9 protein-coding genes are annotated in these 13,493 nt (G+C 45.7%); all 9 read right to left on the bottom strand.

Annotated elements, in window-relative coordinates:
• Window positions 1–46: 46 nt before the first annotated feature.
• The 9 genes from Q5H80_RS11375 to Q5H80_RS11335 all read right to left on the bottom strand — a co-directional run bounded on the left by Q5H80_RS11375 (window position 47) and on the right by Q5H80_RS11335 (window position 13,170).
• Window positions 47–2,452: a GH36-type glycosyl hydrolase domain-containing protein gene (locus Q5H80_RS11375; protein WP_304564816.1), complete on the bottom strand. Its 2,406-nt coding sequence runs from the start codon at window positions 2,450–2,452 to the stop codon at window positions 47–49.
• Between the two features lie 129 nt (window positions 2,453–2,581).
• Window positions 2,582–4,516 (bottom strand): beta-N-acetylhexosaminidase, encoded by a 1,935-nt coding sequence (locus Q5H80_RS11370; protein ID WP_304564815.1) that lies wholly within the window; start codon window positions 4,514–4,516, stop codon window positions 2,582–2,584.
• Between the two features lie 12 nt (window positions 4,517–4,528).
• Window positions 4,529–5,413 carry an N-acetylglucosamine kinase gene (locus Q5H80_RS11365; protein ID WP_304564814.1) on the bottom strand — a complete coding sequence of 295 codons (885 nt, stop codon included), beginning with the start codon at window positions 5,411–5,413 and terminating at the stop codon, window positions 4,529–4,531.
• Window positions 5,414–5,415: 2 nt separating this feature from the next.
• Window positions 5,416–7,137 (bottom strand): glycoside hydrolase family 9 protein, encoded by a 1,722-nt coding sequence (locus tag Q5H80_RS11360; protein WP_304564813.1) that lies wholly within the window; start codon window positions 7,135–7,137, stop codon window positions 5,416–5,418.
• Between the two features lie 97 nt (window positions 7,138–7,234).
• A complete protein-coding gene (locus Q5H80_RS11355; RefSeq protein ID WP_009847565.1) occupies window positions 7,235–8,230 on the bottom strand; it encodes an ABC transporter ATP-binding protein in 996 nt (331 codons plus the stop codon).
• A gap of 87 nt (window positions 8,231–8,317) precedes the next feature.
• A complete protein-coding gene (locus Q5H80_RS11350; RefSeq protein ID WP_304564812.1) occupies window positions 8,318–9,301 on the bottom strand; it encodes an ABC transporter ATP-binding protein in 984 nt (327 codons plus the stop codon).
• A gap of 2 nt (window positions 9,302–9,303) precedes the next feature.
• Window positions 9,304–10,329 carry an ABC transporter permease gene (locus Q5H80_RS11345; protein WP_135382805.1) on the bottom strand — a complete coding sequence of 342 codons (1,026 nt, stop codon included), beginning with the start codon at window positions 10,327–10,329 and terminating at the stop codon, window positions 9,304–9,306.
• Between the two features lie 2 nt (window positions 10,330–10,331).
• Window positions 10,332–11,318 carry an ABC transporter permease gene (locus Q5H80_RS11340; protein ID WP_009847562.1) on the bottom strand — a complete coding sequence of 329 codons (987 nt, stop codon included), beginning with the start codon at window positions 11,316–11,318 and terminating at the stop codon, window positions 10,332–10,334.
• A gap of 169 nt (window positions 11,319–11,487) precedes the next feature.
• A complete protein-coding gene (locus tag Q5H80_RS11335; protein WP_009847561.1) occupies window positions 11,488–13,170 on the bottom strand; it encodes an ABC transporter substrate-binding protein in 1,683 nt (560 codons plus the stop codon).
• Window positions 13,171–13,493 lie beyond the last annotated feature (323 nt).

Below are 13,493 nucleotides of genomic sequence, written 5' to 3'. Positions count from 1 at the left end.
AAGTTGATAAAGACTTGAGGCAAGAGCTGTTCGTTAAATTAAGTGACTAGCCTAGAACAACGACAACATCGTTCACGCTGCCTTCTGCTTGTACTGGGATTGCACCTTCAACTGACTCACCGTTGATAGTGATAGAGGCAACCCCTTTGCTTACTGCATTCGGGTTTTGCACTGTGATGTTGTAAGTCGCGCCACGCCATTGACGAGTAACCTCGAATTCCGGCCAATCAGTCGGGATACAAGGATCGACTGTTAATCCTTCAAAGCCTGTGCGAACACCAAGAATAAAGTTGGTTACCGCGAAGTAAGCCCAACCAGAGGTACCCGTTAACCAAGGGTGGTTTGCACGACCATGGTCTTGGTGATCTTTACCCATGATGAACTGCACGTACGAGTAGGGTTCTGCGTAACGCGTTTCAATCATGTCGTTTTGGTTGTACGGGTTCAGTGCGTCGTAGAACTTCATCGCACGGTCACCACGACCTAGCTTCGCTTCTGCTACCCAAGCCCATGGGTTCGGGTGAGAGAAGATTGCGCCATTCTCTTTTACGCCTTGATAAACGCGAGTCACAAAGCCGATATCATCGTTTGGTGTTGCGAATGAAGGAGAATTTAGGTGCAAGCCGTATTCAGAGAATAGGTTCTCATCAACTGCATCCATCGCTTTCTCGCCACGCTCTTGAGAAACCGCGCCAGATAGAACCGCTAGCGTGTTTGACTCAAGGTGTACACGACCTTCAGCTTGTTGAGCGGTACCGATCTTGTCGCCATTTTTTGTTAGACCACGGATGTACCAACCACCCTCGTCATCCCAAAGGTGCGTTTCACAAGCTTCGCGAACATTAGCTGCCATTTCAGTGTATTTAGTAACGTCAGCATCGTTATTGCGGAACTTAGCCAGGTCTAAAAATTCTTGTAGAGCCCAGAAATGTAGGAATGAAACCATTGAAGATTCACCACCACCTAGGTTCAAACAGTCATTCCAGTCTGCGCGAAGACCCTTACAGATACCTGTTTGACCCACGTATTCAGCAGAGAAGTTCAGTGCGGCTTTCATGTGTTCGTAAACCGTTGCTTCGCCACCATCTGCGTATGGAATCACTTCGTCAAAGAAATCGTGTTCTCCGGTTTCCATCACATATTTGATGATGGTTGGTACGATCCATAAGTGATCATCAGAACAGGTATCGTCAATGCCGTGGATCTTGTCGTCGTCTGAAGGCGTTGGAACAACCGTTGGCGATTTTGAAGGTTCAACGTCAGCTTTCTCTGGATCAAACCAGTCTGGATCAAATAGGTGTAGACCGTAGCCGGCTTTCACTTGGCCGCGAAGCAGGTCGATAATACGTTTCTTAGTCATTTGTGGGTTGGCATGAGGTACTGAAATCGCATCTTGCGCAGTATCACGGTAACCAAGACCAGTACGGCCGCCAACTTCAATGAATGATGCAAAACGCGACCAAACTACACAGGTTTCTGCTTGGTACAGTGTCCAAGTGTTGATCATGGTGTCTAAGCCTTCGTTTGGAGACTTAACTTGGAACTTGTTGCAGCGTTCATCCCAGTGATCTTTGATGCCTTGGAAAGCCGCATCTACATTGGCTGTGTCTTGGTACTTCTCACGTAGGCGCTCACCGTTGCCTTTGCCGATACCTAGCACGTAAGCAAAGCGAACTTCTTCACCCGGCTGAATCGTAAATTGCTTGTGCAGAGAACCACAGTGGTTGTAACAAGTTTGAGCGCTGTTAGAACACTTACCGTTTTCAACCGCAATTGGATTTGCTTCATCACGGTACATGCCAAGGAAGTTGTCACGTTGGCCATCGTAGCTGTCTGGTGAGAAAGTTGAAGCTAGGTAGTAGAAGCCTTCAAAGTCGTTAGTGTTGTAGTACAGGTCGTATTCCAGAACACCTTCTTGGTAAGACGTGCCCGCAGAGTACAAAGACATCTGATGGTTTTGATTGTCTGATTGAATATGGCTGAAAGAGAACTCAACAAACGAGAAAGTGCTGATGGTTCTTGGCTTGTCAGTGTTGTTCTTTAGTACAACGTCCCAAACTTCTGCATCTTCACCCTTAGGCACAAAGAGAGTCTTAGTTGCTGTAATGCCGCTGTATTCACATTTGAACTTTGAGTATGACAGGCCGTGACGAACTTCGTAGTTCGCTTCATCTAGGCTCTTTGCCACTGGCTGCCAAGAGATAGACCAGTAATCACCTGTCTCATCATCACGTAGGTAAACATAGTGTCCTGGACGGTCGAAGGTACCGTTTGGACGGAATTTAGTAACACGGTTGTATTCCGGAGAATTGTAGAACGAGTAACCGCCCGCATTGTGCGAAATCACGGTACAAAACTTTTCAGTACCTAGGTAGTTTGTCCAAGGTGCTGGTATATCAGGGCGAGTGATGACGTATTCGCGATTGTCGTTATCGAAATAGCCGTATTTCATTGTCATTTCCTTTTTAACAAACTGCATCTATGCAGCTAATTTTCTAAATAGTGATGCTGAGTCTTATCTGACTGAACACCTTAATCAGGGTTAAGCTGATACTCGGTGTGAGTATGCTTTGGTTTTGTTTTATTCAGCTTTCCAAGGGTTGCGATAGTCAATATTGAGTCTGTCGAGTAATGGCAGGTGACCCTTTAGGCGAGATAGGTAATCTAGCCAGTTTCGGTTGTTTTTATGTGTCCAACATCCTTCAGCTAAAGCGCTAATTCTTGGGAATACCATGTAATCCATACGCTTTTGGTTGGTGACGATCTCACACCATAGAGCACACTGAATTCCGCGGATCCGCTTACGAATTGGGTCGGTGTCGGATATCTCAGCAAGCGCTTCGTAGGTATAAGCTTGTTCTAATGGGATAACGGCAGCCCAATCGACGCCCGGTTCTTCCGGTGCATAATCTTGGGTCATGTCGAGATAGGTAAACTGTGCAGGTTGTAGAACCACATCAAAGCCTTGGCGAGCGCAATTAACAGCTGCTTCTTCACTGAGCCACGAGTAGATGATCGTCTCTTTGCTCACCTTGTCGCCGTGCTGTGCTTCTTCCCAGCCGACCATTCGCTTACCGAGTTGCTTGAGCTTGTTTTCGGCATAGCGGAATAGGTGACCTTGCAAGTCTTTGCTGTCTTGGTACTGGTGTTCTTTCATCAAAGTTTGAGCTGCAGGGCTGTTGGTCCACACTCCGGGTGGTACTTCGTCTGCACCCATGTGAATTAGTTCGCTAGGGAAGAGTTCAGCCACTTCTTCAATGACGGCATCTAGAAATTGGTAAGTACCCGGTAAACCTGGGTTTAGTACGTTGTCATTGTAGTGCTGAATACTCTTGTATTGAGTGGTGTCGGCTTGCTCAACTAGCATGTCTGGTAGTGATTTGATCGCGGCGCGGCAGTGGCCTGGGATGTCAATCTCAGGGATAACCGTGATGCTACGCTGCTCTGCGTATTCAATGACTTCACGAACCTGTTGTTGCGTGTAGAAACCGCCATAGTTATCTGAAATGTGGGTGTATTGCGGTTCTAATGCATGATCAGGACCACGCCATGCGCCGACTTCTGTTAGCTGAGGTAGGCTCTTGATCTCGATTCTCCAACCTTCATCATCGGTTAGGTGCCAATGAAAAACGTTGAACTTGTAGTGCGCTAGTTGATTGATTAAGCGCTTCACTTGCTCTACTGAGTGGAAGTGACGCGCGCAATCCAACATCATGCCTCGGTACTTAAAGCGGGGGTGATCGACGATTTTGCAGCATGGAATAGAAAAATTTTCGGCATCCAGTTGTTGAACCAATTGAATCAGACTTGCCACGGCGTGTGTAAACCCAGACTGGCTACCTGATTCAACAATTATCTGTTGTTCAGTAATGCGGAGTTTGTATTCTGCTTCGTCTAATGTTGGATTGCTGCGAAATAGAATGTCATCGCCTTCTTCTGTTGGAAGCTCATTCGAAATCGACAGTTCAAAGGTAGAAAGTAACTCTTGCTGCAACCAAGAGACGGCTTTATCTGCAAGGTGAGATTGAACCTCAATCTTGCATTCACAGCTTAGCGCGAAGCTACCTTGCTTGAGTTCGAGCTGATTTGGCTGAGGAATCAATGCAATTTCAGCAGCGTTAACTTCAGGTATTTGATTGCGTTCACGGTACGGCGAAGCCAGTACTATGGGTGATATCGCGACTGGTAGCACAGATGTTTCTCCATCATGATGTGATTGGATAAAGGCATCATTAAGGCCATCAGAATAGAAGCGGAATGGGGCGCTTTGAATACTGAATTCAAGGTAGTAATGGTTATTTGCCTTTAACACTGGCGAACTTGGTTTGAACGAGCAATAGCTTCCAACTTGAGTCAGTTCACCTTGCGATAGACTCTCTGGAAGGATAAAGCGGTCAAATGCAAAATGCAGAGACCAATCTTTTACGTCGAGGTCACTTAAGTTATGTACCGTAAGGCCAAATCGGCAGTTATTTTTTTGTTCAGAAAGAACAGCTAAGTCGATGCGATAATTCATATAACTTCCCTGCTAAGCCTGTTGATACAAGTTGTGTTGTGACTTTCCGGCAAACATCAATGCGCCTTCGATAGCGTCAAATTGAGGTTTAACGATCCATTGTTGTACTGGTGGTGATAGCCAGTTGAGAATGCGTTCAGCGATACTTCCCATTAAGCACACCTTGTCAGCGCCTTTTCGATGCAGCGCTAACACAAACATTTCGATATCGGCAGCAGTCTGCTTAAGCATCGCTATAGCCAGTTCATCGCCTTCATTTGCCAGTTGAAAAATGACGGGTGAGAATTGACCGTAATCCTTTGGAATCGCGTCTTTTGACCATGCCACGATGGCATCAACATCATTATTGAAATGATTCATAACATGTTGAGTCAGCGCGGTTTTGCTACGAATACCATCTTCAGCGAGTAGAACTTGCTGAATTAAACGAAGGCCCATCACTGCGCCGCCGCCTTGGTCAGAAATTGGAAATTCACGACCGCCAACCACGTGTTGTTCGCCGTTGTTTAGGTAGATACCACATGAACCTGTACCACCAATCATGATCGCGCCGTCTTGGCCATTATGTGCACCAATACATGCACCATAGGCGTCTGTATTGAGTGTCATACTTGCGAAAGGGTGTGCTTGTGCCATGAAGTCGAGCCATGCTGACTTCTGTTCAGCACCAGCTAGTGCCAAACCAACATGCATATTAGAAAAATCGTTAGAGTCGAGTTGCCCTTGTTGTGCGGCTTTGGTAATGGCATAAATAATAGAGTTCATCGCAACATCAACGCCCAAGAGGATGTTGGCACTACCGCTCTTAGCTTCACCAATGAGTTTGCCTTGGTCATCTCTGATTCGAGCTCGACAAGACGTGCCTCCACCATCAATACCTACGTAGTAAAGAGTCATGATTATTGCTCCTTACTTTGTGCGAGGAAGTTGAACTGCGCAGCCGTTGCTAGCAAATACCACGCCCCATGAGGGATCCATTGTTCACCCCAGCGCCAGTTTTGAAGCATGTCGTCTTTCTGTGCTGGTGGGTTGAATGCTATGTCTTGTTCGTCTTCGAACCCTGCCGTGATGCCGTTGCAGACACCACCTTTTGCATTGAAAAAACCAAGCTGAGGTAAGTAGTCTGGATTGTTATGACCGTGACCATCCAGCATGCACATATGGTATGGGTTGAGACCTAAGACCCAATCAAGGCTGTTTTGTGAAAGCTGGATTAAGCGCTTTTGAAGACCGGCATCTTGAATGTGTGGTTGAACTAAGTACGCCATGGTCGCAATTGAGCCAAGACGCGCGTTTTCGCCTTGCCACCAGTAACCAGTTTCGTTCTGTTGAGCGACAAAGAATGCATCACGCTTATCACCGTCGACAGACTTAACGTACTGTCTTGGGTAGCCAAATGGGTTGATGACTTTGTCGGTAATATTGATTTCGAACAGACAAGCTTGCTCAACAACCACACGTGCTTGTTCTTTCAACTCAGTGTCAGTTTCATTATCGATGTACTCGCACAGAGCAATTACAGGAAGGCCAGCTTCAGCTGCATGGAAATAGGGGCGAGAGCCATCAGAGTTTGCCGACCAGAAGTGCGCAAACGAATCATCGGATTGCTGACGAGAGATCAAGCGACTAGCCCAAGCTCTTGCTTCTGAAAGGTATTGTTCGTCTTGTGTTACTCGGTACAGCTCATTGGCTGCGAGTAGGGCGCAATACTCATCGATGATGTTTTCTTCACCATCGTTTAGGTACTGCAGGTTATGTTCTTTTAGGTGCCAATAACCGCTAACGGCAGTTTCAAGGTAAGTTTGGCTCGAGTAACTGCCCGAGGTTTCAAGTTCAGATGCAGCAGCTAATGCGGCGATAGCAACGCCCGCACCTTGTCGGTAGCCCGCTTGCAAGTCCGTTGATTTGTTACCTTCTTGAGTGGCGTATGTACAGATGTCACGTTGATTGATGTCTTTACTCCACTTGTCGAATACCGTCATGTAAAAGTATCCGTCAGCGTCTTGCATACGCACTAAGAAATCGGCACCGAATAGGGCTTCTTCCACTAAACGAGTCATTGAGAATTTAGGAAAGTCTGGGTTATTGCTAGTTAAGCGCACGCTTTTGAGCATGTTCCAAACAACCATTGGAATTTGTTGTGGGTTGAGATAATTGCCATAAGATAGGTGGCTAAAGTACTTACTTACATCACCTGATGCGTCGTACCAACCGCCATGAACATCGACGTATCTGTCAGTGCCCAGAATTTGTGCTTGTCGATCTTTTTTGTCGAAAGTACCGCCACAGCGTTGTGACTTGAAGTAATGAAGTACATCAGAAAACGTGTGGTTCATTAATAAGTTGCTACCAATTTCAAATGCTTCTGAGCGAAGGTTATCAAAGCGCAAGTAGTAGCGACCTGATTCAGTGAATGAACTGAAATCGATAGTGAAGAATTGCCCTTGATGCCAATTTGCTACGCGGCCTTGTTTAACCACATCAAAACTTCCGACAGTGATATGGTTGTCTGCACAGACGAGTAGAGCTGTTGTGCTAGATAGGCGAGCTTTCTTGGTTTGTAAGATAGCCTGCTTGGGGCCTGTTGATTCATAGCCAATATGGTTGGTCAATAACAGCATCAATATTCTCCGACAGTCCTAGTTTCTATTGGCTAGGTACTTGAATGTTTTGGATATAAATAGTTAGGGCCCGCAGACCCTAACTTGGTTTTATTGCTTAGCTTTCGTGTAGGTAACAACGTACAAAGTGGTTATCGGCTAATTGCGTAACCCCTGGTAACTGCTCTTTACACTTATCCATTGCATGAGTACAACGACCTGCAAATGGGCAACCAGCTGAGACTGGTGTCCAAAGAGGGATCTCACCTTTGTTGCCTGCGAGTTGTTCGTGGATCGATTTTTTAGGATCTGGAACCGCAGAAACAAGCAGTTGGGTATAAGGGTGCTGAGGGTTGGCAATCACGTCATCGGTATCGCCCCATTCCACCATGTGCCCCACGTACATCACTGAAAGGTCTTCAGCAATGTAACGAGCGGTTGCGATATCGTGGGTGATGTAAAGTAGAGACATTTGTTTCTCAAACTTCATCTCTTCCATCAGGTTCAAAACACCAGCACGAATCGATACATCAAGCATCGATGTTGGTTCATCGGCTAATACAACTTCTGCGCCAACCGCAATATTACGGGCTAGGTTGACACGTTGACGCTGACCACCAGAGAGTTGATGAGGGTACTTCTCTGCCGTTGCTTGTGGTGGCACTAAGCCAACTTGCTCTAGAAGATCGTATACACGTTCCTGTAACTCTTTCTTGTTGCCCGGAGATACTTTTTTGTGGATCAACAATGGTCGAGCTATGTGGTGGAAGATGTTATGTGTTGGGTTCAGGGAACCAAACGGGTCTTGCCATACCATCTGCACGCCTTCACGGTAGTGCATAAGATCTTTTCTGCTTGAGATCTCTTGGATATCACGACCTTTGTATTCGATCGTACCGCCCGAAGGCGCGTACATTTTTGCGATCATTTTTGCTGTTGTTGATTTGCCTGAACCAGACTCACCAACCACAGCTAGGCCGCGACTTTTATACATCTTGAATGATACGTCGTTAATCGCACGCATCATTGGGGTTTGAATTGTGGTACTGCTTATTGGGAAGTCTTTTACGACATTCTTGCCTTCTACCAATAATTGACCGAAATCTTTGCTCATAATTGTCTCCAGAATCCTGATTCGCTTTGCTTGCATTTCGGCGGTTGAGCCGCCTTATTTGTTATTCACGCTGAATCAGCGTGCAAGCTATAGCTTCCTTTGTACTATTGGGTCACTGTACAGGTGGCAGTTAGACAAATGTCCCGGGTCGATAGAACGCAGCTTGGTTGGTACCTTGGTACATGTTTCATGTACACGGTCACAACGAGCTTGGAAACGACACCCTTCAGGAATCTCTAACAAGTTCAGAGGGTTGCCCGGAATACCCGCTAGTTTTGTCTTTGGCCCTGTTAGTGGAGGGAAAGAACTTCCCAGCCCTTTGGTATAAGGGTGGTAAGGGTTTTCTAGAATATCTTGAGCATTGGCAACCTCGATAAGCTCACCTGAGTACATGATGCCGATACGGTCAGAGAACTCGACCATCAATGACAAGTCATGGGTGATGAACAGAATCGAGAAGCCAAACTCTTCTTTTAGTGCATAGATCTTTTGTAGGATTTCGCGTTGAACAACTACATCAAGTGCGGTCGTTGGCTCATCCATAATGATCAGCTTTGGATTCAATGCTAAAGCGATAGCAATAACCAAGCGCTGACGCATGCCGCCAGAGAATTGGTGAGGGTAGTCACTCAATCGGCTCGGGTGAATATCTACGATTTCAAGTAGACCTTCAGCGCGTTGCTTAGCTTGCTCACGAGTCATGTTGGTGTGACGCATAATTACGTCACAGAACTGCTCTTCCATTGGTAATACAGGGTTGAGTGCGTTCATCGCACTCTGGAATACCATCGACATCTCGCTCCAACGGAACGCTTGCATACGGTCATCACTGTATTCAAGGATGTTCTCACCATTGAAGATAACCTCACCACCACTGATGTAAGCGGGCGGCTTATGCAGACGCATAAGAGAGAAAGCAACAGTTGATTTACCACAGCCAGATTCACCTGCTAGGCCGAATACTTCACCTGGAGCAATGTCGAAACTTACGTTGTTACATGCACGTACATCGCCAGACTCTGTGATGTAATCCACGCATAAATTGCGGATAGAAATTAGTGGTTCAGACATGATTATTTATCTCCGCTCCAAAGTGCATTTTGTGGTGGTAGTTCAGGTTCACGTTCTTCTTTGTCTTGTGCTGCTAATTTCTTCCAACGCTTCATGCCCTTGTGAGAACGCAGTTGCGGGTTGGCAATTTCATCGACAGCGAAGTTAAGTAGAGCAAGACCAGTTACAAGTAGTGTCAATGCGATACAAGGAGCCAATAGTTCCCACCAAGCGCCAATCAGCATTGATGAAGAGGTTTGAACGTTGTAAAGCATGATGCCCCAGCTGATTGTGTTCGGGTCACCAAGACCTAAGAACGAAATCGTTGCTTCCATCATGATTGCGTACATCACTGAACCGATGAAGCTCGCGCCAACAATAGAGATAAGGTTTGGAAGAATCTCTACGAAGATAATACGGAATGAAGATTCACCCAGAACTTCAGCGGCTTTTACAAACTCTTTTTCACGCAGTGCTAAGGTCTGGGAACGAACAACACGCGCGCCCCAAGCCCAGGACATAAAGCCGATAACCAAGGTTATGGTGAGTGGCCCTGCCTCGCCGATAAAGGCTGCAACTACAAACAGTAATGGGTATTGAGGAATAACTAGCATGATGTTCATTGCGGCTGTCAGAACATCATCGACACGTCCGCCAAAGTAACCTGCCGAAACACCGATCACTGTCGCGAGTAAACATACGGTAAGACCCGCACCAAAACCTACAGCAAGAGATACGCGTGCGCCGTATACCACTTGTGACCAAACGTCACGACCCATACGAGTTGTCCCAAGTACGTGGTCAGCCTTTTTAGACATTATCAATGTACGACGATCGTCTGCTAGGTTTTGAGCAACCCAGCCATCAGGGCTTGTTTGTGCAGACTTAACCACGAAGCCAGGGTATTCGTGCGGGTTACCTGTACGTTTGTCTGGTACGTGTTTAGTTATCAATGGAGCCGCAATCGCACCAAGAATAAAAATACTTAGGATGATGACGCCTGTTAAGGCCATCGGGTTACGCCAAATGAGTTTTAGAATATCTTTCATGATTATTTACCACCCTTACGAAGACGAGGGTCAAGAACAACGTAAAGCATGTCTGCAACTAGGTTAAAGAACAGCATGAATAGCGTCATGATAAGCAGTTGACCTTGCAGTACTTGGTAATCACGAGCGTTAATTGCGTTGAAAAGTACGCTGCCAAGGCCTGGGTAGTTAAAGATGATTTCGATAATTAACTGACCACCGATTGCCATACCTAGCGACATAGAAAGTGCTGTCACACTTGGTAGCATCGCGTTACGAGCTGCGTAATTGAATACCACTCGGTTTTCGCTAAGGCCTTTGCCTTTCGCCATGGTGATGTAATCTTCAGCTAGCAGGTTGATCATGTTGTTACGCATGTTTACTAGGAAGCCACCAATTTGAACAATAGATGCACATAGCAAAGGTAAGAAGGCGTGGTAAGCGACATCTTTAATGAATGCCCAGCTTGTCCAATCTGGAATCGTACCCGCGGTATAGGCGTAACCTGTTGGGAACCATTTCAAGCCGATTGCGAAGGTAAACAGCGCAATCATGGCAATAACAACCTGAGGAACGGCTTGTAAAATCAGCATCCCTGGAGTCACAAAGGCATCGTATTTGCTGCCACGTTTCCACGCTGCAAAAATACCTAGGATTGAACCAATAGAGAAAGAAAGAATAACGGCGGTGCCTGCTAAGAATAGCGACCAACCAAATGCTCCACCCAACAGAGTATTTACAGAAAGTGGGTAGAATTGAATTGATGTGCCAAGCTCCCAGCTTAGAATGTTCTTCATGTATGCGCCGTATTGAACCAGTAAGCCGCCATCAACGAAGCCTAATAGTTCTTTCATTGCAGCAATACGCTCAGGAGTAACTTGTACAGAAGCGTTCGCAAACATCATGGTAACTGGGTCACCAGGCATTGCTCTTGGAATAATAAAGTTTAACGTCGCTGCAACTAATAGCGCGACAAAATAAAATGACAAACGTCTTAAAAAATAACCCATAACTCACACCTTACTCACCCAGATTGTTTCCCTGTTTCTGGATTCAGGTCGCTCCTAGCGAAATTTGGAACGAAAAATCCCCTGACGACTAGCGCCATACTTTCAATTGATAGTGTGGGGATTTTTATAAGCGGCGTAAGAAGTTACGCCGCAAAGATTGAACGATTACTTATTTAACTGGTTTTAGGTCCAGTACATGAAGTAGACGCTCTGGAATACCAGCCCAAATGTTCGGACGGCCTTTTGGATTTTCTTCGTTCCACCAACCAGTGAATCGAGTTGTGTTGTATTGGTACATGTAAGCACCAGACATCACAGGGATTGTCACTTGGTCTGCAGCGATAATTTGCTGGATACCATGTGCAATATCTAGCTGTTCGTTCTTGTCAGCTGTTTTGTAGAAGCTATTTAGAAGACCATCTAGCTTGTCATTTTTGTAGAAGTGCATAGCGAAACGAGGCATACCATCACCAGATTGTAGTGATGAGTTGTAAGCACTGTTCCAGTACGTGTATGGATCCGCACCGTGGAAGTAGTTTGTGTATGCTACGTCGTATGTACCTTCAAGCATTGCTTGGTTGTAAACAGAGAAGTCAGGTGTACGAGCTTTCGCTTTAATACCGATTTCGTTTAGTTGCTCTACCGCAAGTTGAACTGTGTTGTTGAAGTCAGTCCAGCCGTTTGGCGATTGAATCATTAGTTCGAAAGATTTACCTGATGGAGTGTCAACAAAACCATCTTTGTTTACATCTTTGAAGCCAGCGTCAGCAAGAAGCTTCTTCGCGCCTTCAGCGTTGTAAGTGTTGAAGCCTTTGTACTTGTCATGAGTTTTTTCATCAGACCAAGCTTCAAACGCGTAGCCAAGACCCGATGCGAAATCGTTCACAGTACCGCCACCGTAGAATGCGATGTCGATGATAGTTTGGCGGTCAAGTGCCATAGAGAAAGCACGACGGAATTCAACGTTGCTCAATGCTTCATGCTTCGCAGCATCAGGGTGCTTGAAGTTAACGATGAACGCTTGTGTACCTGCTGGCGGGTACCAGTAGTGGTGTTTAGGGCTTGCTGCAGCGTATGTACGATCGATATCTGGAACGAAAGAAGACGTCCAGTCCATTTCACTGTTTACAACTTTACCTAAGAACTGGTCGTTGTTCGCAATTTGTGGAACACGTAGACAGTCAACATCTAGGTTGTCTGCATCCCAGTAGTTCGGGTTTGCACACTGGATGTATAGTTGCGCTGTAAACGTATCGATTTCTGTAAATGGACCAGAACCTACCGGGTTCTCATTGGTAAACGTTGATGGATCTTTAACGTCTTTCCAGATGTGCTTAGGTACTACAGGTACTTTAGCAATCTCGTAAGGTACGTTTGAGTTTGCTTCTGTTAGTGTGAACTTAACTTGGTTGTCGTTCAGTTTTTCTACAGAAGTTACCCAAGAGTTGATACCAGATTGGTCAAGTTCTGGTTTCTCTTTTACAAGGTTGAAAGAAAAAACAACATCATCAGCAGAGAAAGTTTCTCCATCAGACCATTTAACACCCTTACGAATGTCGAAAACAACGCTCATCAGATCATCTGACATTTTGAAGTTTTCAGCTAGACGGAACACCGGAGTGTTACCGTGCATTTCGTTAAATACTACTAAAGGCTCGTACATGAAGTCAGTGGTAGTATGTAGGTTAGTAGCACCAAGGTACGGGTTAAAGTTACGTACGAATGTAGTGTACTCTTTCGGGTGAACGGTCAGTTCGCTGCGCTCTGCAGCTGTTGCTACTGATGCAAAACCTGTTGTAGCAGTTGCAATAATTGCTGTTGCTATTGCTGTTTTTTTTATATTGGCAAGCATAGCTGTTCCTTACTATTTGCTTTCATTTCACTAATGGATTGAATGTTATCTGTCGCTAATTAGTTAGTAGATACACACTCTAGTTAAAGGCCTACCTCTTCTTCGTTACTCCAGATTCATCTTTGATTCCGAGAAGTGGTAAGAGTGGCCTGTAGGCCTTTGGCAGGAGTAAGAAAACACCTTATCGATGAATTAATCAAACTCGTTTCCCGTCAAAAACGTTAAAAACACACAACACCACGTCATTAACGTCAAAATAGCTTTCTTTGGTGGTTTTTTGTGCGTAATTGTTAAGGTGATGTGACTCGCATTTGGTTTTGTGG

This window comes from Vibrio sp. SNU_ST1 (assembly GCF_030563405.1).
Lineage (GTDB): Bacteria > Pseudomonadota > Gammaproteobacteria > Enterobacterales > Vibrionaceae > Vibrio.
Note: the sequence above shows the minus strand (reverse complement) of the source record. Positions and strands in the feature narration are given on the sequence as shown.

What these genes read in the sequence shown, in the direction of transcription:
- Q5H80_RS11375 (WP_304564816.1), bottom strand. Translation starts at nt 2,452, where the DNA reads ATGAAATACGGCTATTTCGATAACGACAATCGCGAATACGTCATCACT.
- Q5H80_RS11370 (WP_304564815.1), bottom strand. Translation starts at nt 4,516, where the DNA reads ATGAATTATCGCATCGACTTAGCTGTTCTTTCTGAACAAAAAAATAAC.
- Q5H80_RS11365 (WP_304564814.1), bottom strand. Translation starts at nt 5,413, where the DNA reads ATGACTCTTTACTACGTAGGTATTGATGGTGGAGGCACGTCTTGTCGA.
- Q5H80_RS11360 (WP_304564813.1), bottom strand. Translation starts at nt 7,137, where the DNA reads ATGCTGTTATTGACCAACCATATTGGCTATGAATCAACAGGCCCCAAG.
- Q5H80_RS11355 (WP_009847565.1), bottom strand. Translation starts at nt 8,230, where the DNA reads ATGAGCAAAGATTTCGGTCAATTATTGGTAGAAGGCAAGAATGTCGTA.
- Q5H80_RS11350 (WP_304564812.1), bottom strand. Translation starts at nt 9,301, where the DNA reads ATGTCTGAACCACTAATTTCTATCCGCAATTTATGCGTGGATTACATC.
- Q5H80_RS11345 (WP_135382805.1), bottom strand. Translation starts at nt 10,329, where the DNA reads ATGAAAGATATTCTAAAACTCATTTGGCGTAACCCGATGGCCTTAACA.
- Q5H80_RS11340 (WP_009847562.1), bottom strand. Translation starts at nt 11,318, where the DNA reads ATGGGTTATTTTTTAAGACGTTTGTCATTTTATTTTGTCGCGCTATTA.
- Q5H80_RS11335 (WP_009847561.1), bottom strand. Translation starts at nt 13,170, where the DNA reads ATGCTTGCCAATATAAAAAAAACAGCAATAGCAACAGCAATTATTGCA.